The organism is Streptacidiphilus sp. EB129 (genome assembly GCF_041262645.1).
Taxonomy (GTDB): Bacteria; Actinomycetota; Actinomycetes; order Streptomycetales; family Streptomycetaceae; genus Streptacidiphilus.
In genome coordinates, this window is record NZ_JBGCCS010000002.1 from 188,960 (window position 1) to 209,482 (window position 20,523).

Genomic DNA, 20,523 nt, shown 5'->3' on the forward strand with positions numbered 1-20,523 from the left:
CCCTGTCCCACGCCTCTGACCAGCACTTTGAGACGCGCGGTCGCGTAGAAGTTGAGAACTGCCCGCCATCTCCATGAGACGCCAGCGCCTCTCGCTGTGCCGTACCAGCCCGGCGCCCGTTCACACGCGCGATGCCCCGCAGGCTGCGGCCTGCGGGGCATCGCGCGGGTCAAGATGGGAACGACTGACGCCGCTCAGCCGATGATGTCAGGCATTGGTGAAGACCAGGTCTTCGTTGTTGACGCCCGCGCACTGGTACAGCTTCGCCGGGTTGCCATTGGCCAGGCCGCCCCAGATGTTCAGGCAGGTGTTGACCGCCGACCGCGGCTGGATCGGCTCCAGCCACTTCAGGCTGCCAACCCAGTTCCACGTGCCGTCAGCATCACCGTTGCAGTTGTAGAGCTTGATGTCGTTGCCGGACACGTCACCACCCTGCCAGTCGTTGGCGCACAGGCTGGGGTTCGTCTTCGACTGGAGCTCGAAGTGAGTGGCGTCCGTGGAGATGTAGCTCCACGCCTGCGCGTCGCTGTTGTTGCACTGCCAGGCTTGGAGTTGCTGACCCACAACGGCGTTGTTGCTGGGAATGTCCAGGCAGTAGGAACTCCCCTCAAAGACCGCATTGACGTACCCGTTGGCGTGCGCGGGGGCGACACCGAGGGCGAGGGCAACGAGCGGAGCAGCAGCGGCGGCCAGGGCCGCAAGGCGCTTACGCATGGGTAACTTCCCGTCGTGGGTAGGGAGAATGACGAGGCCGCCACGTGAACTCGGGGGCTCCTCCGGTCGGTGGAGATGCTTCCTGTCGTCTCACGCACAGTCAACCAAGATCGCTTCTCGCAGCGTCCCCGTATCATCCCAAGCCTCTGACCTGCACTTTGGGACGGATACTGACGGGACACCACGGCGTGCGCGCGAGCCGTGTCAGGCCCTCGACCTGGGCTTCGCGCCCAAGCACGTCGAGGGCATGCGCTCCAAGCCCAAGCGCCCGGTCGGACTCGGGCTGATCACCGAGACCGCGCCATCCGAATCCGGCGGCTGAGGCAGCGGACCCGGAGAGTGGATCAACAGATGGGGCCGCCGCCGTAGACGCTCCACCAGTCCAGCTGCTGCCAGGTCTTCGGTCCGACGATGCCGTCCTTCGCCAGATGAGCGCAGCCCTGGAACTTGATGACGGCGTTGTAGGTGTTGCTGCCGAAGACGCCGTCCACCGAGAGACTGGTGTTGGCCATGGAAGTGTTCAGTTCGCACTGGAGCGCCTTCACAGAGGCGCCGGAGTCGTTGATGCTCAGTTGAGGCTCGCTGGTGCTGTAGTAGCCGCAGTCCGAACTGTTGGTCATGGCGGAAGCGGTGGAGGCAGTGCCGAGACCGAGGCCCGCGGCGATGACGATGCCGGCGGCGGCGACGGCGAGTTGCTTGCGCATGAGGGATTCCTTACAGGAAGACCGGATGTGGTGCGAATCGTTGCCGACTCGGGCGGGTCGGCGTGCGCGAGTGGGGCGGTCAGGCGCAGTCGTGGAAGATGACCTGACCCACCGCTCCGACCGGAGCAGCCGGTGTTCGGTAGCTGGTCGGGATGATCAGGCTAGGTAGCGCTGTCCGCGTCCCACCATGGGTGATCCATCCCGCCCTGGTTCCCGGGACGGTGGGACGGCGACCAGGGACGCCTCGCGCTCCGACCGCACAGGTTCACCGGGTCAGAGTCGACCACTCGCCGCGCTGGTACGCATCCGTGTGGCGAGCACGGCTTCATCGCAAGCCTGTGCGAGTACCGGCAGCGGGCCGGCGCCCGGCTCAGCCTGCTGCGGTGTCAGCCCGCCGTCGCGACGCCCGCCGGGGTGCGCGACTCGGCCAGGAGCCACATCCGCAGCGTCCCGGGCTCGGCTCCGGCCGCGAGCACCACCAGCGCGCCGCACAGGTTGAGCGGCCCGATCCGGGTGATGCCCTGGCGGCCCGAGGTGCCCAGGAAACCCACCGTGTGCACCAGCACCACCACCAGGTACGCCGCCCCGAAGACCGGGCCCCACGGCCCGGTGTCGAACATCCTGGGCACCGACAGCGACATCACTAAGAACGCTCAGGTCGTGACGACCAGCTTCCCGCCCTGAACCGTGACGGGGTAGGCGGGCAGCGGGGTCTGGGCCGGGCCGTTGGCGACCGAGCCGTCGGTGATGTGGAAGGCGCTGCCGTGGCAGGGGCACTGGATGGTGCCGCTGGACACCCCGTCGACGATGCAGCCGGCGTGGGTGCAGACGGCGCTGAAGGCCTTGTACGTACCGGCCGTGGGCTGGGTGACCACGATCTGCTGCGAGCGGTAGACCGTCCCGCCACCCACCGGGACGGCGCTGACCGGCCCGAGCGTGACCGGCCCCGAGGCGGCGGAGCTGTCCGAGGCACTCGATGTGGAGCAGGCGGCCAGGGCGACCCCGGCCGCACCGACCACCCCCACGGCGGCCGCCCCGCGCAGCACGCCGCGCCGGGACGGTGCGGAGCAGCCCGCGCAGTCGGCGGCCGCTGCGGTGTCAGGACTCGGGGAGGTGGCGGGCTGCGACATGGGGGTGACTGCTCCATCAGGCCGGGGACAGGGGGACACCGGACACAACGCCCGGAGAGGGGACCAGGTTGCGCCCTGGGGCCACCCTAGGCCGTCATCCTGTGCCGCCTCACAGGCTGTCCCCCCTCACACGTCCCCTCAGACCTTCTTCGCGGCCGCCTTCTTCGTCGGAGCCTTCTTCGCCGCCGCCTTCTTCACCGGAGCCTTGACGGCCGCGGCCTTGCTGACCGCCGCCTTGGTGACCGCCGCCTTCGCCGCCGGCTTCCGCTTGGGCTTCCCGGCCGAGGGGTCGTCGAAGACCCGGTCGCCGAGGATGTCGCGGAGGAACTTGCCGGTGTGGCTCTCCCCCACGGCCGCGATCTGCTCCGGGGTGCCCTCGGCGACGACCTGACCGCCACCGCCGCCGCCCTCGGGGCCCATGTCGACGACCCAGTCCGCGGTCTTGATCACGTCGAGGTTGTGCTCGATCACGATCACGGTGTTGCCCTTGTCGACCAGTCCGGTCAGCACCGTGATCAGCTTGCTGATGTCCTCGAAGTGCAGCCCGGTGGTCGGCTCGTCCAGGACGTAGACCGTGCGGCCGGTGGAGCGCTTCTGCAGCTCGGAGGCGAGCTTGACCCGCTGTGCCTCACCGCCGGACAGCGTCGGCGCGGACTGGCCCAGCCGGACGTAGCCGAGGCCGACGTCGGTCAGCGTGCGCAGATGGCGGGCGATCGGCGGGACCGCCTCGAAGAAGCCCAGGGCCTCCTCGATCGGCATGTCCAGCACCTCGGCGATGGACTTGCCCTTGAAGTGGACGTCCAGGGTCTCCCGGTTGTAGCGGTCCCCGTGGCACACCTCGCAGGGGACGTAGACGTCCGGCAGGAAGTTCATCTCGATCTTGATGGTGCCGTCGCCGGCGCAGTTCTCGCAGCGGCCGCCCTTGACGTTGAAGGAGAACCGGCCGGGCAGGTAGCCGCGCACCTTCGCCTCGGTGGTCTCCGCGAAGAGCCGGCGCACATGGTCGAAGACACCGGTGTAGGTCGCCGGGTTGGAGCGCGGGGTCCGGCCGATCGGGGACTGGTCGACGTGCACGACCTTGTCGACGAGCTCGGTGCCGGTGACCCGGGTGTGCCGGCCGGGGACGCTGCGGGCGCCGTTCAGCTCACGCGCGAGGTGGGTGTAGAGGATGTCGTTGACCAGCGTCGACTTGCCGGAGCCGGAGACGCCGGTGATCGCCGTCAGGGTCCCCAGCGGGAAGCTGACGTCCACGTCCTTGAGGTTGTGCTCGCGCGCGCCGTGCACGGTGATGTGCCGGGCCGGGTCGATCGGGCGGCGCAGCTCCGGCGTGGGGATGCTGCGGCGGCCGGAGAGGTACGCCCCGGTCAGCGACTCCTTGTTGGCCAGCAGGCCCTCGCGGGAGCCGGAGTGGACCACATGGCCGCCGTGCTCACCGGCGCCGGGGCCGATGTCCACGACCCAGTCGGCGGTGCGGATGGTGTCCTCGTCGTGCTCGACCACGATCAGGGTGTTGCCCAGATCCCGCAGCCGGACCAGGGTCTCGATCAGCCGGTGGTTGTCGCGCTGGTGCAGCCCGATCGAGGGCTCGTCCAGTACGTACAGCACGCCGACCAGGCCGGAGCCGATCTGGGTGGCCAGCCGGATCCGCTGCGCCTCGCCGCCGGAGAGGGTGCCCGCCGCCCGGTTCAGCGACAGGTAGTCCAGGCCGACGTCGACCAGGAACCGGAGCCGCTCGTTGACCTCCTTGAGCACCCGCTCGGCGATGGTCTTCTCGCGGTCGGACAGCTCCATCGCGCCGAGGAACTCCGCGCAGTCGCTGATCGACATCGCCGCGACGTCGGCGATCGACCTGCCCGCCATGGTGACCGCCAGCACCACCGGCTTGAGCCGGGTGCCGTGGCAGGCCGGGCAGTCGACCTCGCGCATGTAGCCCTCGAAGCGCTCCCGGCTGCTGTCCGTCTCGGACTCGGAGTGCCGCCGCCTGACGAAGGGCACCGCGCCCTCGAAGCCCGTCACATAGGAGCGCTCGCGGCCGAAGCGGTTCCGGAACTTCACCTCCACCTGGGAGTTGTGCCCGTACAGCAGGGCCTTCCTGGCCCGCTGCGGCAGCCCCGCCCAGGGGATGTCCAGCCGGAAACCGAGCTCCTTGCCGAGCGCGGCGATCAGCCGCTGGTGGTACTCCTTGGTGTGGCCCAGCGACCAGGCGTGGATCGCGCCCTCCTCCAGCGTCTTCTCCTCGTCGGGGACGATGAGCTCGGGGTCGACCTCCATCCTGGTGCCGATGCCGGTGCACTCGGGGCAGGCGCCGAACGGGGAGTTGAAGGAGAACGAGCGCGGCTCCAACTCCTCGTAGGAGATGTCGTCGTAGGTGCAGTAGAGGTGCTCGGAGTACATCCGCTCACGCTCGGGGTCGTCCTCGGGCAGATCCACGAAGTCCAGCACCACCGTGCCGCCGGAGAGCGTCAGCGCGGTCTCGACCGAGTCGGTCAGCCGGCGCTGCGCGCTCTTCTTCGCGGTGAGGCGGTCGACGACCACCTCGATGGTGTGCTTCTCCTGCTTCTTCAGCGTCGGCGGCTCGCTGAGCTGGACGGTCACGCCGTCGACCCGGGCCCGGGAGTACCCCTTGGTCTGCAGGTCGGCGAAGAGGTCGACGAACTCGCCCTTGCGCGCCCGGACCAGCGGGCTGAGCAGCTGGAAGCGGGTGCCCTCGGGCAGTTCCAGCACCTTGTCGACGATCTGCTGCGGCGACTGCCGGGCGATCGGGCGCCCGCACACCGGGCAGTGCGGGTGGCCGATCCGGGCGAACAGCAGCCGGAGGTAGTCATAGACCTCGGTGATGGTGCCGACGGTCGAGCGCGGGTTGCGCGAGGTGGACTTCTGGTCGATGGAGACGGCCGGCGACAGGCCCTCGATGAAGTCGACGTCGGGCTTGTCCATCTGCCCGAGGAACTGCCGGGCGTAGGAGGAGAGCGACTCGACGTAGCGGCGCTGGCCCTCGGCGAAGATCGTGTCGAAGGCGAGCGAGGACTTACCGGACCCGGAGAGGCCGGTGAAGACGATGAGGGCGTCGCGGGGCAGGTCGAGCGAGACGTTCTTGAGGTTGTGCTCGCGAGCACCGCGAACGATGAGGCGGTCTGCCACGCTTCTGCGCCTTCCGGGAAAGAGGGGAAGTCGGGCGGTCCTGGATGGGGCGATCCGGGCCGCCCGACGTACGGGGACGGCACAGGGATGCTCGGGGACCGTAAGGCCCCCATCGTAGGCGCTCGGCCCGCGGTCTCCCTGCCTTGCACCCACCATGGGAGCACGTGTTCGATTTTATAGGCAATCGAGATGCCTCACCCGTACGGGTGAACCCGAACCAGCATGCCGTACACCCCTGTGAGTGCAACGACGCCGCGCCGCGCCGGACACGCTCCGACGGTCCGCCTGTCGCGCCCCGAGCCCCGAACTCCCGCTCCCGCAGGGCCTTGCGCAGTCCGCCCTCGGCCGGACCGGGGCGGTGGGCACGGTCTAGGCTGAGGCCATGTCGTATCACGGAGCAGTGAAGGTCGGCGGGACCCCCGCGGTGCGGGAGCTTCCGCACCTGGTGATCACCAAGGTCGCCGTCGGACCCATGGACAACAACGCCTACCTGCTGCGCTGCCAGGCCACCGGCCGGCAGCTGCTGATCGACGCCGCCGCCGACGCACCCGTGCTGCTGGAGACGGTCGGCAGCGACCTCGACACGGTGGTGACCACGCACCGGCACTTCGACCACTGGGGCGCGCTCGCGGCGGTCGTCGCGGCGACCGGGGCCCGCACCGCCGCCGGCCGCCTGGACTCCCCCGGCATCGACGTCGCCACGGACCTGCCGCTGGACGAGGGCGACACCGTGCGGGTGGGACAGGTCGAGCTGACCGTCCATCACCTGGTCGGGCACACCCCCGGCGCGATCGTGCTGCTCTACGACGACCCCCAAGGCCATCCGCACCTGTTCACCGGTGACTGCCTGTTCCCCGGCGGCCCCGGCCGGACCACCAGCCCCGAGGACTTCGCCTCGCTGATGGACGGCCTGGAGGCGAAGGTCTTCGGCGTGCTGCCGGACGAGACCTGGATCTACCCGGGCCACGGGAACGACACCACGCTCGGCGCCGAGCGACCGCAGCTGGCCCAGTGGCGGGCCCGCGGCTGGTAACGGCCGAGCCACGATCCGCTGCGAATCGCGAAGAATCCGTGTGCAGTCGGCACTCGTCCAACTACCTTGATGGCCCGCGCCGTTGAGACTTCAGGGGGACCGGTTGCCGATGGGCGAGAGCGTGACCGTCGTGGTACTCGTGCCGGAGGGCGGCAGCATGGCCCAGCTGCTGCTCTCCGGCGATCTGGATCTGGACGCGAGCGCCGTGCTGCGCCCCGCCGTCACCCGGATCCTCAGCGACCCGGCGGTCCGCCGGATCGAGATCGACGTGGCCCTGGTGAGCTTCTGCGACTCCAGCGGGCTCGGCGCGCTGGTCGAGGCCTACCGGCAGGCCGCCGGCCTCGGGGTGCCGCTGCACCTCACCCAGGTCGGCTCACTCCTGGGCAAGGTGCTCACCGCGGCAGGCCTGCGCCGCCTCCTCAGCACCTGACCGGACGGCACCGGGCAGGTCAGCGCCCGACAGGACGGCACCGGGCAGGACAGTGCCCGACAGAACGCCGGGCGATCGGACGCCGGGGGGACGGCGCAGCCCCACGCCCCGGGGTCAGCCCGCGAACGCGGCGGCGAGGGTGCGCGCGTGGCTGTCCGCCGTGGCGTGCGCGGCCTCGCGCTGCTCCTTCGACGCCGGGATCAGCTCGGCCATCGCCGGGTTCCGCTCGGCGAGGGTGAGCTGCGCCTTGATGAAGGTGACGTCCAGGCCCAGCGCCTTGCCCAGGACGATCTCCAGGTACGGCTGGACGGCGTCCCAGCCCTCGCGCGGGGTGCCCTCGTCGTAGCCGCCGCCGTAGCTCAGCACCACCGTGGCCGGACGGCCGGCCAGCGGCGGGTTCTGGAAGTCCAGGACGCGCCCGGCGATCAGGGCCTGGTCCAGCCACGCCTTGAAGCTCGCGGGCACGGCCCAGTTGTACATCGGCACGCTGAACAGGTACGCGTCGGCCTCAAGCAGTTCCCCGGCCAGCTCGCTGCGCAGCGCGAAAGCCTCCGCCTGCTCCGGCGTCCGGGACTCCTCCGGCGTGAAGGGCGCGGTGATCCCGGCCTCCAGCAGCACCGGAACAGGCTCCAGGCCCAGGTCGCGGTAGGTGACGGTGCCCTCGGGGTGCACCTCCTGCCAGGCCTTGCGGAAGGTCGCGGAGACCTCCTTGGAGACGGATCCGGCGGTCAGGGCGGAAGAGTCGACATGCAGAAGGTGCGCCATGGCGGGCCTCGATTCAGAAGGTTGTCGTGCCACTCGTATGACCAACAGACTGTCTGTGCGACAGACTATCTGTCAACCCATCCCTCGGTTAGGCTTGCTCCGTGACCACGAACCCGCCCCCGCCCCTGCCGCCGGGCCTGGAGAACAGCCTGGGGTGGCTGCTGGCCCAGTGCTTCCGCGCCTACGGGGAGGCGATGGCGCAGGCCGTCGCCGACATCCCGCACTTCCACCGCGGCTTCGAGGCGCTGTCGGGCGCGGCCCACTGCAGCGCGCGGAACCAGACCGAGCTGGCCCGCCAGCTGGGCGTCGACCGGACCGTGATGGTCTACCTGGTGGACGACCTGGCGAAGGCGGGTCTGGTCGAACGCATCCCCGACCCCGCGGACCGGCGCAGCCGGCTGATCCGGGCGACCGCGGCCGGACAGGAGCGGCTGGCCTCGTGCGAGCGGGCGATCGAGGCGGCGGAAGCGACGGTACTGGCCCCGCTGGAGCCCGCCGAGCAGGCGCAGCTGCGGTCGATGCTGCGCGCACTGGCCGCGCACTACCTGCTCACCGGCGGCAGCGCGGCGAGCGCCTGCGAGGTCGCCGCACAGGTCATCGGCGGACCGACCGGGCCGACCGGGCCGACCGGGCCGACGAAGCCGATCCAGACCTGACAGCGGCATATTCCGCTCCGGCCGTATCCAGCTCGGCCATGCCCAACTACATTGGGATTTCGTCTAGTTGGCAGTGGGGGCCACCGTGACCGCTGACTCCCAGCTGGTCGTCCTGGCCCTGCACTGGGACGGGCGCCCAACCGCGCAGCTGCTGCTCTCCGGGGAACTGGACCTCGACACCGGTCCACTGCTGGCACACGCCCTGGCACCCCTGCTGGCCGACCGCGGAATCCGCCGGATCGAGGTGGACGTGGCACTGCTGGGCTTCTGCGACGCGGGCGGGCTGAGCGCCCTGCTGGCCGCCCAGCGACGGGCGACGGATCGGGGCGTGGTGTTCTACCTGATCCAGATCCGCGCCCCGCTGCAGAAGGTACTGGACGCGGCCGGCCTGGGCCGGCTGCTCCATCCACCGCACGGAAACGGATAGCCGGACAGCACAACGCCCCCGTACCGGTAGGACCCGGTACGGGGGCGTTCACGCGTCACACGCTGAGGCCTGCGGCCTTACAGCGGGCGGATGTTCTCGGCCTGCGGGCCCTTCTGGCCCTGCGTGACGTCGAACTCGACCTTCTGGCCCTCAAGGAGCTCGCGGAAGCCGCTGGCGTTGATGTTCGAGTAGTGGGCGAAGACGTCGGCGCCGCCGCCGTCCTGCTCGATGAAGCCGAAGCCCTTTTCGGCGTTGAACCACTTGACGGTTCCGGTGGCCATGTCTCTCGTTCTCCTCTGCAGTCGTGTAGGACCCGCACCGTGCGGTGTCCGAATCTCCGATGCCGCACGCCCACCCAGAGGAGATCGCAGACAGCAAAAAAGCCCGCGATCGGGATCACGGGCGTACGAACGTCGAGAACCACGACTACTACAGGTCAAAACCGTACACGACGGACAGGGAAACAACCACACGGCGAGATCACGGGGCGTGTCGCGCCCGGTCACAGAGACCTCGGATCTGTTGACTGCACCGGGGACGTGCCCTGTATTCTCTAGATCAGTTGCAGTGCGTGGTTCCCTAAGTTTTGGCCGCCCGTGATCGCGATCACGGGCGTTCGTGCTTTCGCAGGTCTCTTCGTGACCAGGGTGATCATTCCGGCGACACGGGGTCCGTACCGTGCGGATCCTGGAACCAGCCCCTGAACAGAAGGAGACCCATATGGCCAGCGGCACCGTGAAGTGGTTCAACGCCGAGAAGGGCTTCGGCTTCATCGAGCAGGACGGCGGCGGCGCCGACGTCTTCGCTCACTACTCGAACATCAACGCCAACGGCTTCCGTGAGCTCCTTGAGGGCCAGAAGGTCGAGTTCGACGTCACGCAGGGCCAGAAGGGCCCGCAGGCCGAGAACATCCGTGTGATCTGACGATCACCGCGCGTCGAGGCGGCCCCGCACCGGATCCGGTGCGGGGCCGCCTTGCGTCTCCGGCTCCTCAGCCGCTTGCGTGCCTCAGCGCTTGCGGTAGTTCACGCCGCCGATCAGGAACAGCAGTAGTCCCGCGCACAACGCCATCACGGCCAGCGCGAATCCCACCATCTCCAGCACTGCCATCGCTCTGCCCCTTTCGCCTGACTTCGTACCTCCTGCCCGATATGAAGTTATGCGATAAGCCGCAAAGCAACCAATCGGCCTTTCTCTCCTCCGGCCCACCCGGTGTCGCGATCCCGGGCAATCCCTCTCCCCGGAACGGATTCATGCACAGGCCATGACGGTGCAACAGTTCGGGCGCAAGATGGTTGGCAACCCCACCGAATCGCGCACCGCAGCCGAAGGGACCTCCGCCATGACCGCCGACCTCGAGCTCACCCGCGTCACCGGACGCATCGGAGCCGTCGTCCACGGCGTCACGCTCAGCGGTGAGCTGACCGCCGAGACCGTCGACCTGATCCAGTCCGCCCTGCGACAGCACAAAGTGCTGTTCTTCCGGGGCCAGCACCACCTCGACGACGCCACCCACGAAGCCTTCGCCCGCCTCCTCGGCGACCCCGTCGCCCACCCGATCGTCCCGGCCGCCGACGGGCGCTACGTGTTCGAGCTGGACGCCACCAAGGGCGTCCGGGCCAACAACTGGCACACCGACGTCACCTTCGTCCCCGCCTACCCCAAGGCGTCCATCCTGCGTGCGGTCGAGCTGCCGCCCCAGGGCGGGCACACCCTGTGGGCCAACACCGCCGCCGCATACCGCTCGCTGCCGCAGCCGCTGAAGCTCCTCGCCGAGAACCTGCGCGCCGTGCACACCAACGACTTCGACTACGCCGCCCGGCTCGGCCTGCGCGCCGACCTGGCCGAGAACCAGGAGGTGGCCGAGCTGTTCCGGCAGGTGTTCGTGTCCACGTCGTTCAAGACCGAGCACCCGGTGGTCCGGGTGCACCCGGAGACCGGCGAGAAGTCGCTGCTGCTCGGCGCGTTCACGCAGAGCCTGGTGGGGCTGTCCTCGGACGACAGCCGGGAGCTGATCGCGCTGTTCCAGCGCTTCGTCGAGCGACCGGAGAACGTGGTGCGCTGGCAGTGGGAGGTCGGCGACGTGGCCATCTGGGACAACCGGAGCACCCAGCACTACGCGGTGAACGACTTCGGCGACGCACCCCGGGTGGTCCGCCGGATCACCCTGGACGGCGTCGTCCCGGTGGGCGTCGACGGCACCCCGAGCCGGCTGCTGGCCCCGGCCGACCCGCCGCGCGTGCCCGGTATCGTCCCGGCCGCCGAGCTCGAAGCGGAGGCCCGGGCGCTCAGCGGATTCTAGTTAGAAAACTTTACTAACCAGAATCTTGACGCGGTTCCGACACAGGAACGATGCTGCACTCACTGTGGTGAACACCTGTCAGTTCCCAGTCGAGGAAGAGGCATCGTGAGCAGACGAGCGCTGGGCACCAGCCTGGCCACCCTGTGTACCGCCCTGCTGCTCGCCGTCGCCGCCCTGTTCGCGGGCGGCGCGACGGCGGGGGCGTCGACCACCCAGCAGTCGTTTCTGACGTTCTACGGCTGGTGGGACAACACCCCGCCCGGAGGCGCGATCTCCTACCCGCAGATCCACAGCACGGCGGGCGGCACCGGTACCTACGCCGACCCGATCACCTTCGCCAGCGACAGCTCGGAGATCAAGCCCGGCACCAGGATCTGGGTGGAGCGGGTGAAGAAGTACTTCCTCATGGAGGACAGCTGCGAGGAGTGCAGTGCCGACTGGAACGGCCACGGCCCCAACGGCGGCCCCGGCCTCTGGCACTTCGACCTCTGGCTGGGCGGCCAGGGCGGCAACCCGATCAAGGCGATCGAGTGCGAGAACGCCCTGACCAACTACAACGCCGACAACAGCCCGTCCCTCGAACCCGTGGTGATCGACCCCCCGAAGAACGAGCCCTACGACGCGACGCCGATCTTCAACACCAAGACCGGCGGGTGCTACGGCGGCGCCACCCCCACCATCACCGTGGGCCAGTACAAGAACGCCGGCACCGGCACCTGTGTCAACGACCCGGCCGACAGCAGCAGCAACGGCGTGAAACTCGGCATGGCCGCCTGCGACGGTTCGGCCGGGGAGCAGTTCAGCTTCGACGGCACCTTCCTGCAGAAGGGGAAGCTCTGCGCGGCCGTGTCCGGGAGCAGCCTGCTGCTGAAGACCTGCACCGGCGGAGCGGCGCAGCAGTGGTCGACGAACCCGAACGGCACCATCTCCGACATCCAGACCGGGAAGAAGTGCTTCCGGACCTCCGGATCGGGCCTGGTGGCAGGGAGCTGCTCGGGCCGGGCCAGCCAGTGGACCTTCCCGGCCGGCGGCTGATCCGACGCCGGTCCGCATCCCGGTCCGATGCGGACCGGCACACCCCGGGGCGGCGGTCCGCCGCCCCGGCGGTCAGTGCTCCGCCGCCAGCAGCAGCCGGGCCGTCGCGGCCAGTCCGTCCGCGGCACAGGCCTCGGCGAGCTCCGCGGCGCTGCGCAGCCGCACGCCGGCCTCCCGGTGCCGGCCCTGCTCACGCAGCGCCACCCCGAGGTCGAGGGCCGCGCGGGCGTGCTCGAACGGGGCGGAGCAACGCTCGAACTGTTCCAGCGCCTGCTCCAGCAGCTCCACCCGCTGCTCCGGCGGGGCGAACCGGGCGCAGCTGCGCAACGCCGTCGCGCGCGCCGAGGCGGCACCGAACCGCTCGGCGCGCCGCAGCGCGTCGGCGGCGCCGGCGCGGGCCCGTTCGCCGTCGCCCAGCGCGTCGTGGGCGTGCGCCAGGCCGCGCTGCCAGCCGCACCAGCCGGGGTTGCGCATCGCGCGGCCGTCCAGGCGGCTTCCCGCCGCCGCGAGTTCGGCCTCGGCCTCGGCGAACTCGCCCAGGGCGAGCAGCAGTCCGCCGCGTACGGTCTGGGCGTCCGGGAAGACCACGGCCGCCGAGTACGGGGCGTGGAAGCGGTAGCGCCGGGCCAGCTCCGCCGCCTCGTCCACTCCCCCGCGCGCCAGCAGCACCGCGATCAGGGTCCCGACGGCGTACCAGTGCACCGGCAGGCCCTCGCCCACGCGGTTGGCGATCGCCAGACCCTCCCGGGCGCCGCGCTCGGCGTCGGCCAGGTTGCCGCAGCGGTAGTGGACATAGCCGCGGATGGTGTGCGCGAAGGCCAGATGGGCCCCGCGCCAGCCGGCCTCCTCGAACTCGGCGATGCCCTTCTCGAACAGCTCCACGGCCCGGTCCGCCTGGTCCGTGTACATGTAGGTGAGCGCGGCCAGCACCGGGACCTCGAAGCCCCACTGCTGGTCCGCCCAGTGCAGACCCTCCGCCAGCGCCAGGTCCGCGTAGTGGCGAACCGTTTCAACGGGTTCGCCGCGCACCACCGCGTCCCAGGCACGCAGGCCCAGCACATAGCGGCCGGCCACGTCGATGTGCTCGGTGCCGTACTCCAGTTCCAGGGCGAGGTCGGCGAGCCGCTGCGAACGCTCCTCCGAGCCGCGTTCGTCGGCGTCGAAGGCACACCACATGAAGTTCCACACCAGCAGCCGCAGCCGGGCCTGCTTGTCGGTGGCCTCGGCGACCGCCCGGGCCATCGTCTCGGAGGCCTCCAGCAGGTTGTTGCTGTGCGCCAGCGACTGGGCCAGCCGTACCGTGATGCCCTCCTGCAACTGCTCGGAGAGCACCGGTTCGGCACGTGCCGCGCGCAGGTGGCCCACTGTCGAGGCCGGGTCGTAGAGCAGGGTGGAGCAGCCCAGTTCGAACAGCACCTCTGCCCGCTGGGTCGGGGACGGGGGCTCGCGCAGCGCCCTGGCCAGGCAGCGCTGCGCCGTCTCGGGTGCGCCGGCCTGCATGAACAGCCGCGCGGCGGAACGCAGTTGCTCGACCACGGCACTGTCGCCCTGAGGCGGGATCTCCAGCCAGTGCCGGGCGGCGGTGACCGGACTGCGCCCGGCGCCCAGCACCGCCCAGCCGGCCCTGCCGTGCATTCCGGCGCGCAGATCCTCCGGGATGCCCCGGTACACCGAGGTGGCGATCAGCGGATGGATGAACTCCAGGATCTGGTGTCCGGTCAGGATGCGGGCGGCTCGCAGCCGGTCGGCCGCGTCGGCGGCGTCGGCCGGGGTGAGCGAGGCGACCGAGGCGGCGAGTTCCAGCGGAGTGTGGATGCCCAGCACCGACACCGCCCAGGCCATCCGCACCGCCGACTGGCCGAGGCGTTCCAGCCGGGCCACCAGCCCGCTGCCCTGGGTCGCGTGGGCGACCTCCCGCAGCAGCGGACAGGACTCCTGGACCGGGGCCAGGCCCCGCTCCTGTGCCTTGGCCAGCAGCTCCACGGTCTCGAAGGGGTTGCCGCCGGTCACCGCCCAGACTTCGCGGCAGAAGGCGTCGTCGACCCGGACGTCCCGCTCCGGGCCCTGGAACATCCGGCGTACCAGCGCCGCCACCGCCTCGGGGGTGAGCGGGGTCAGCCCGATCGGCGTCAGCCCGGTGCTGCCGGCCATGCCCCGGAACGCCTCCGCCCCCTCCGGGAGTTCATCCGGTCGGTAGGCGACCACCACCAGCAGCGGCAGGTTCTCCACCCGCGAGGCGAAGGAGGCCAGCCAGGACAGCGACTCGGCGTCGGCCCAGTGCGCGTCGTCCACCAGCAGCACCAGCGGTCCGCGGGCGAAGGCCAGGTTGGTGACCACCCAGTCCAGGCCGTCCCGGACACCCTGCGGGTCGGGCGGCGCGGGGGTCGCACCGAGCACGGGGAGGCCGACGGCCGCCCCGACGATCTCGTTCCAGCCGCCCAGCAGTTCGCGCCGCCCCTGGTCGCCCTCCGCCAGCAGCAGGGGTTTCAGCAGGGTCCGCACCACGTGGAAGGCGGCCAGCTGCTCCTGCTCGCCACCCCGGGCGGCGAGCACCAGCAGGCCGGCGTCCTCGGCGGCCCGGCGCACGGCGGCGAGCAGGCTGGTCTTGCCCAGCCCGGCCGCCCCGGTGTAGACGAGCAGCCGCTCGTCCGGCCCCGCGGGCACAGCGTGTGCCGCCAGGCTCTCCAACGCCGTCCGGGCGGCCTCCAGTTCGGCGTCCCGTTCGAGCAACTCGCCGCGGCCTGCCCGCCCTTGACCGGGCACAGCCTGACTTGGCACCGTCTGATCCACCACAGGTCGAGACTAGCGCCCGGCGGGTCCGCGGGAGCCAGGACCGGCATACCAGATGCGTTCCATCGGTTCCATGGGCATGCCCACTTCAGCACAGGTCATCCACATCCGTAACCACCGCCCCCGCCACGCCGTGCGCCGACACGCTCCCCCTCTGCCCCGTCTGCACGCCCCCGCGCCGCCTCGCCCTGCCGCTCCGCCTCTTCCCGCTGCCGCTCCGCCTCTTCCCGCTGCCGCTCCGCCTCTTCCCGCTGCCGCTCCGGTGCGCGCGAGGCCCGCAGGCTGGTGACCGTGGTCACCGCGAGGACCAGCACGATGAAGCCCAGCGAGAAGGGGATGCCGATCTGCGGCGCCCAGTGCGCGCCGGCCTCGTGCAGCGCGTGCAGCAGCAGCTTCACGCCGATGAAGCCGAGGATCACCGACAGCCCGTAGGACAGGTGGACCAGCCGGGTCAGCAGGCCGCCGATCAGGAAGTACAGCTGCCGCAGCCCCATCAGGGCGAAGGCGTTGGCGGTGAGGACGATGTACGGGTCCTGGGTGAGGCCGAAGATCGCCGGGATGGAGTCCATCGCGAACAGCACGTCGGTGCTGCCGATCGCCAGCATGACCACCAGCATCGGCGTCATCAGCCGGCGGCCGTGCTCCCGGACGAACAGTGCGGTGCCGTGGTAGCGGTCGGTCGCCGGGAAGCGCCGCCCGACTGCCTTCAGCAGCCGGTTCTCCTCGAACTCGGACGGCGGTCCACCCGCGCCAACCCCCTTGGCCCGGGCCTCCTTGACCAGCTTCCAGGCGGTCCAGATCAGGAAGCCGCCGAAGAGGAAGAACACCCAGGAGAACCCGGCGATGATCGCGGCCCCGGCCGCGACGAACCCGGCCCGCAGCACCAGCGCGATCAGCACGCCCACCATCAGCACCCGCTGCTGGTAGGCGGCGGGCACCGAGAACCTGGCCATGATCAGGACGAAGACGAACAGGTTGTCGACACTCAGCGACTTCTCGGTCACATAGCCGGCGAGGAACTGCCCGGCCGGGGTGGCGCCGGAGTGCCACCACAGGAAGCCGCAGAACAGCAGCGCCAGCACGATCCAGACGGCCGTCCAGGTCCCCGCCTCCCGGAGCGAGACCTCGTGCGGCTTTCGGCCCCCGACGAAGAAGTCGGCGGCGATCAGGGCGACGAGCACCCCGACGGTGGTGGCCCACAGGGCCATGGAGACATCCATGATGCTGTTCCTCCGGCAGTCGGTCTCGGTCTGCCGGAGGTCTCCTCCGCCCGCCCACCCGCCCGAAGCCGGGCACCGAGAACGAGCCGGCACCCCCGGGCAGCCGATCCAGGCACTGCCGTGCTGACGGAGATGCCGTTCCAGGGAGTACTCCCCTCCGTCCGCCCACTGTAACAGTGGGGTAAAGGAAGGGTAAGAAACGCCGGGGCCACCCTCAGAGGTAGGGCTTTATGGCCGGGAGCATGTCCTGGAAGGTGCGCCCGCGCGCCGGGGCGCCGATGGCGGACATCTGCCAGCCGCCGTCGGAGTCCCGCTGCACCTTGGCCATCACCTGGCCGGTGTGCGCACCGCCCCCGCTCAGGCTGTAGCGGGCCAGCTCCTGGCCGGTGCTCTCGTCGACCAGCCGGCAGTGCGCGTTCTCGACCTCCTGGAAGGTCTGGCCGGTGTACGAGTTGACCGTGAAGACGATCTGGCTGACGGCGGCCGGCACCCGGGAGAGGTCGACCAGGATCGACTCGTCGTCCTCACCGCCGGCGCCGCCGGTCAGATTGTCGCCGGTGTGCCGTACCGAACCGTCGTTGCTGACCAGGTGCTGGAAGAACACCACGTCGGAGAGCTGGTGGTCGGCGAACATCACCGCCGACGCGTCCAGGTCGATCTGCCGGGCCCTGCGGCCGAACAACCCCTTGCGGGAGGCCGCACGCCAGCCCAGGCCCATCCGCACGACGGTGAGCGCCCCGCCGCCGGACTTCTGCAGGCTGACGCTCTGACCCTTGCTCAGACTCACCGACATGATGGGCATCCTCCCCGCTCCTGGGACCGCACAGCCGTCCCCCAGCAGAACCTTACGCACTCCCCAGGACGGCGGCGGCCCGCCGTCAGGCCTGGCCGGCTTCACGCATCTGGCGCAGCTCCTTCTTCAACTCGTTGACCTCGTCCCGCAGCCTGGCGGCCACCTCGAACTGCAGCTCGGCCGCCGCGGTGTGCATCCGCTCGGTCAGCTCGGCGATCAGGTCGGCGAGCTCGGCGGCCGGCAGTCCCTTGCTGTCCTTCTTCTGCCGGGACGCCCCCAGCGCCGGCACCGGGGCCTTCTGGCCGCGGACCCCGCCCTGCTGGCGGTAACCGGTGCTGAGCAGTTCGCCGGTGTCGATGTCCTCGCGGGCGATGGAGTCGAGGATGTCGCCGATCTTCTTGCGCAGCGGCTGCGGGTCGATGCCGTGCTCGGTGTTGTAGGCCTGCTGGATGACGCGGCGGCGGTTGGTCTCGTCGATGGCCTTCTCCATCGCCGGGGTGATCCGGTCCGCGTACATGTGGACCTGCCCGGAGACGTTTCGGGCGGCACGACCGATGGTCTGGATCAGCGAGGTGCCGGAGCGCAGGAAGCCCTCCTTGTCCGCGTCCAGGATCGCCACCAGCGAGACCTCGGGCAGGTCCAGGCCCTCGCGGAGCAGGTTGATGCCGACCAGTACGTCGTACTCGCCGGCCCGCAGCTCGCGCAGCAGCTCGACCCGGCGCAGCGTGTCGATGTCGCTGTGCAGGTACCGCACCCGGATGTCCAGGTTGAGCATGTAGTCGGTGAGGTCCTCGGACATCTTCTTGGTGAGCGTGGTGACCAGCACCCGCTCGTCCTTCTCCACCCGGAGCCGGATCTCGTGGATCAGGTCGTCGATCTGACCCTCGGTCGGCTTGATCACCACCTCCGGGTCGATCAGGCCGGTGGGACGGATGATCTGGTCGACCTGGCCGTTGCCGCGCGACAGTTCGAAGGGGCCGGGGGTGGCCGACAGGTAGACCGTCTGACCGATCCGCTCCAGGAACTCCTCCCACTTCAGCGGGCGGTTGTCCATCGCCGAGGGCAGCCGGAAGCCGTGCTCGACCAGGGCCCGCTTGCGCGAGGCGTCGCCCTCGTACATCGCGCCGATCTGCGGCACGGTGACGTGGGACTCGTCGATGACCAGGAGGAAGTCCTCCGGGAAGAAGTCCATCAGGGTGTTCGGCGCGGTGCCGGGGTCGCGGCCGTCGATGTGGCGCGAGTAGTTCTCGATGCCGGCGCAGCTGCCGATCTGCCGCATCATCTCGATGTCGTAGGTGGTGCGCATCCGCAGCCGCTGGGCCTCCAGCAGCTTGTTCTGCTTCTCCATGGTGGCCAGCGTCTGCTCCAGCTCGGCCTCGATCCCGGCGATGGCGCGTTCCATCCGCTCCGGGCCGGCCACGTAGTGCGAGGCGGGGAAGACGTAGAGCTCCCGGTCCTCGCTGATCACCTCGCCGGTGAGCGGGTGCAGCGTGGTGAGCGCCTCGATCTCGTCGCCGAACATCTCGATCCGGACCGCGAGTTCCTCGTACACCGGGAAGATCTCGATGGTGTCGCCGCGGACCCGGAAGGTGCCCCGGGTGAAGGCGACGTCGTTGCGGGCGTACTGGATGTCGACGAACCGGCGCAGCAGCGCGTCCCGGTCGATCTCCTCGCCGACCTTGAGCCGGACCATCCGGTCGACGTACTCCTGCGGGGTACCGAGGCCGTAGATGCACGACACCGAGGCGACCACGATGACGTCGCGCCTGGTCAGCAACGAGTTGGTGGCGGAGTGGCGGAGCCGCTCCACCTCCTCGTTGATCGAGGAGTCCTTCTCGATGTAGGTGTCGGTCTGGGCGATGTACGCCTCGGGCTGGTAGTAGTCGTAGTACGAGACGAAGTACTCGACGGCGTTGTTGGGCAGCAGTTCGCGGAACTCGTTGGCGAGCTGCGCGGCCAGGGTCTTGTTCGGCGCCATCACCAGGGTGGGCCGCTGCAGTCGCTCGATCATCCACGCGGTGGTCGCGGACTTGCCGGTGCCGGTCGCACCGAGCAGGACCACGTCCTTCTCGCCCGCGCGGATGCGGCGTTCCAGGTCGGCGATCGCGGTGGGCTGGTCGCCGCTGGGCTGGTAGGGACTGACGACCTCGAAGGGCGCCACTGTTCGCTCAAGATCGGTGATGGGTCTCACGGCATCCACGGTACGACCCGGCACTGACAATCCGGCCCCGAACCGGCCAGGCGCGGCCTCCACGCGGCAGGCGCAGCCTCCACTAGAGCCGCAGCGGCTACCCGACCGCGACGCGGCCGCTGTCGCGGGCCAGCGCGACCAGGCGGGAGACGGCCCGCAGGTACTTCTTGCGGTAGCCGCCGTTCAGCATCTCGGCGCTGAAGATCTCGTCGAACGGCACGCCGGAGGCGATGACCGGCAGCTCCCGGTCGTACATCCGGTCCGCCAGCACCACCAGGCGCAGTGCGGTGCCCTGGTCCTGGACCGGGGCGACACCGGTCAGGCAGACCGCCTCGACGCCGTCCAGCAGCGCCCCGTACCGGCTGGGGTGGACCACCGCGAGGTGCTCCAGCAGCGCGTCGAAGCCGTCCAGCGAGGCGCCGCCGCCTATTCGCCCGGCCATCGCGGTGACCTCGTCGTCGGCGTACGGCGGCGGGGCCTCCGGCAGTCCCCGGTGCCGGTAGTCCTGGCCGTCGATCCGGACGCTGCGGAAGCGCGCGGACAGGCCCTGTATCTCGCGCAGGAAGTCGGCGGCGGCGAAGCGGCCCTCGCCCAGCTTGCCGGGCAGCGTGTTGGAGGTCGCGGCCAGTTTCACCCCGGCCTCGGCCAGCCGGCTCAGCAGGGTCGAGACCAGCACCGTGTCGCCCGGGTCGTCCAGCTCGAACTCGTCGATGCAGAGCAGCCGGTGGCCGGACAGCGCCTGGACGGCCTGGGCGAAGCCCAGCGCGCCGACCAGGTTGGTCAGCTCGACGAAGGTGCCGAAGGCCTTAGGACCGGGGGCCGCGTGCCACAGCGAGGCCAGCAGATGGGTCTTGCCGACGCCGTAGCCGCCGTCGAGGTAGATCCCGACCGGCCCCGTCGGCGCCGGGGCGGAGCGTCCGAACCAGCGCTTCTTCGCCGGCTCGGCGGCACCGAGCGAGGAGGCGAAGGACTCCAGCACCCGGACCGCCTCGGTCTGGCTGGGCTGGGTCGGGTCGGGGATGTAGGTGCTGAAGCGCGCGCCCTGGAACCGGGGCGGGGGCACCATCTCCGCGACCATGCGGTCGGCGGGCACGACGGGCCGCCGCGCGGAGAGCGACACGGGCGCGTGGGCGAGGGACGGTTCAGCGGCAGGCACGGCTACCAAGAGTACGGTCCGCGTCCGCGTGGAAGA

19 protein-coding genes are annotated in these 20,523 nt (G+C 70.2%); 7 read left to right on the plus strand and 12 right to left on the minus strand.

The window, feature by feature from the left end; translation table 11 throughout:
* Positions 1 to 207: 207 nt before the first annotated feature.
* The 5 genes from ABH925_RS03070 to uvrA form a co-directional block, all read right to left on the minus strand.
* Positions 208 to 714, minus strand: coding sequence for an RICIN domain-containing protein (locus ABH925_RS03070; protein WP_370145161.1), 507 nt, complete (start codon positions 712 to 714; stop codon positions 208 to 210).
* A gap of 344 nt (positions 715 to 1,058) precedes the next feature.
* Positions 1,059 to 1,418: a peptidoglycan-binding protein gene (locus tag ABH925_RS03075; protein ID WP_370145162.1), complete on the minus strand. Its 360-nt coding sequence runs from the start codon at positions 1,416 to 1,418 to the stop codon at positions 1,059 to 1,061.
* A gap of 386 nt (positions 1,419 to 1,804) precedes the next feature.
* Positions 1,805 to 2,059: a hypothetical protein gene (locus ABH925_RS03080; RefSeq protein WP_370145163.1), complete on the minus strand. Its 255-nt coding sequence runs from the start codon at positions 2,057 to 2,059 to the stop codon at positions 1,805 to 1,807.
* A 12-nt stretch (positions 2,060 to 2,071) separates the two neighbouring features.
* Positions 2,072 to 2,548, minus strand: a complete 477-nt coding sequence (locus ABH925_RS03085) for a Rieske (2Fe-2S) protein (RefSeq protein ID WP_370145164.1) — start codon at positions 2,546 to 2,548, stop codon at positions 2,072 to 2,074.
* A gap of 138 nt (positions 2,549 to 2,686) precedes the next feature.
* Positions 2,687 to 5,689 carry an excinuclease ABC subunit UvrA gene (gene uvrA / locus ABH925_RS03090; protein WP_370145165.1) on the minus strand — a complete coding sequence of 1,001 codons (3,003 nt, stop codon included), beginning with the start codon at positions 5,687 to 5,689 and terminating at the stop codon, positions 2,687 to 2,689.
* A gap of 382 nt (positions 5,690 to 6,071) precedes the next feature.
* Here uvrA and ABH925_RS03095 point away from each other — a divergent pair, with 382 nt between their 5' ends.
* Together ABH925_RS03095 and ABH925_RS03100 are read left to right on the plus strand one after the other, a co-directional pair.
* Positions 6,072 to 6,722, plus strand: a complete 651-nt coding sequence (locus ABH925_RS03095; RefSeq protein ID WP_370145166.1) for an MBL fold metallo-hydrolase — start codon at positions 6,072 to 6,074, stop codon at positions 6,720 to 6,722.
* A gap of 109 nt (positions 6,723 to 6,831) precedes the next feature.
* Positions 6,832 to 7,152 carry an STAS domain-containing protein gene (locus ABH925_RS03100; RefSeq protein ID WP_370145167.1) on the plus strand — a complete coding sequence of 107 codons (321 nt, stop codon included), beginning with the start codon at positions 6,832 to 6,834 and terminating at the stop codon, positions 7,150 to 7,152.
* A 114-nt stretch (positions 7,153 to 7,266) separates the two neighbouring features.
* Here ABH925_RS03100 and ABH925_RS03105 read toward each other — a convergent pair whose 3' ends face one another.
* Complete coding sequence (locus ABH925_RS03105) at positions 7,267 to 7,917, minus strand: FMN-dependent NADH-azoreductase (RefSeq protein ID WP_370145168.1); 651 nt, start codon at positions 7,915 to 7,917, stop codon at positions 7,267 to 7,269.
* A gap of 101 nt (positions 7,918 to 8,018) precedes the next feature.
* Between ABH925_RS03105 and ABH925_RS03110 the strand changes: the two genes are divergently transcribed.
* A complete protein-coding gene (locus ABH925_RS03110) occupies positions 8,019 to 8,573 on the plus strand; it encodes a MarR family winged helix-turn-helix transcriptional regulator (RefSeq protein WP_370145169.1) in 555 nt (184 codons plus the stop codon).
* An 85-nt stretch (positions 8,574 to 8,658) separates the two neighbouring features.
* Positions 8,659 to 9,000, plus strand: a complete 342-nt coding sequence (locus tag ABH925_RS03115) for an STAS domain-containing protein (RefSeq protein ID WP_370145170.1) — start codon at positions 8,659 to 8,661, stop codon at positions 8,998 to 9,000.
* Between the two features lie 77 nt (positions 9,001 to 9,077).
* Here ABH925_RS03115 and ABH925_RS03120 read toward each other — a convergent pair whose 3' ends face one another.
* Positions 9,078 to 9,281 carry a cold-shock protein gene (locus ABH925_RS03120; protein WP_370080745.1) on the minus strand — a complete coding sequence of 68 codons (204 nt, stop codon included), beginning with the start codon at positions 9,279 to 9,281 and terminating at the stop codon, positions 9,078 to 9,080.
* Positions 9,282 to 9,720: 439 nt separating this feature from the next.
* On the opposite strand from ABH925_RS03120, the gene ABH925_RS03125 reads away from it, so the two are divergent.
* From ABH925_RS03125 to ABH925_RS03135, 3 genes are all read left to right on the plus strand, one after another.
* On the plus strand, positions 9,721 to 9,924 hold the full coding sequence (locus tag ABH925_RS03125; protein ID WP_370145171.1) for a cold-shock protein: 204 nt from the start codon (positions 9,721 to 9,723) through the stop codon (positions 9,922 to 9,924).
* A 418-nt stretch (positions 9,925 to 10,342) separates the two neighbouring features.
* Entirely contained in the window at positions 10,343 to 11,302 is a 960-nt protein-coding gene (locus ABH925_RS03130) for a TauD/TfdA dioxygenase family protein (protein WP_370145172.1), read from the plus strand.
* Positions 11,303 to 11,407: 105 nt separating this feature from the next.
* Positions 11,408 to 12,337, plus strand: coding sequence for a ricin-type beta-trefoil lectin domain protein (locus tag ABH925_RS03135; RefSeq protein ID WP_370145173.1), 930 nt, complete (start codon positions 11,408 to 11,410; stop codon positions 12,335 to 12,337).
* A 72-nt stretch (positions 12,338 to 12,409) separates the two neighbouring features.
* Here the strand turns inward: ABH925_RS03135 and ABH925_RS03140 are convergent, their stop codons facing one another.
* From ABH925_RS03140 to zapE, 5 genes are all read right to left on the minus strand, one after another.
* The gene (locus ABH925_RS03140; protein WP_370145174.1) at positions 12,410 to 15,100 is read right to left on the minus strand and encodes an AAA family ATPase; all 2,691 of its coding nucleotides are present in this window, start codon (positions 15,098 to 15,100) and stop codon (positions 12,410 to 12,412) included.
* Between the two features lie 125 nt (positions 15,101 to 15,225).
* Complete coding sequence (locus ABH925_RS03145; RefSeq protein ID WP_370145175.1) at positions 15,226 to 16,347, minus strand: TerC family protein; 1,122 nt, start codon at positions 16,345 to 16,347, stop codon at positions 15,226 to 15,228.
* Positions 16,348 to 16,561: 214 nt separating this feature from the next.
* On the minus strand, positions 16,562 to 17,140 hold the full coding sequence (locus tag ABH925_RS03150; RefSeq protein ID WP_370145176.1) for a TerD family protein: 579 nt from the start codon (positions 17,138 to 17,140) through the stop codon (positions 16,562 to 16,564).
* A gap of 85 nt (positions 17,141 to 17,225) precedes the next feature.
* Positions 17,226 to 19,331 (minus strand): excinuclease ABC subunit UvrB, encoded by a 2,106-nt coding sequence (gene uvrB, locus ABH925_RS03155; RefSeq protein WP_370145177.1) that lies wholly within the window; start codon positions 19,329 to 19,331, stop codon positions 17,226 to 17,228.
* Between the two features lie 97 nt (positions 19,332 to 19,428).
* Positions 19,429 to 20,409: a cell division protein ZapE gene (zapE, locus tag ABH925_RS03160; protein WP_370145411.1), complete on the minus strand. Its 981-nt coding sequence runs from the start codon at positions 20,407 to 20,409 to the stop codon at positions 19,429 to 19,431.
* Positions 20,410 to 20,523 lie beyond the last annotated feature (114 nt).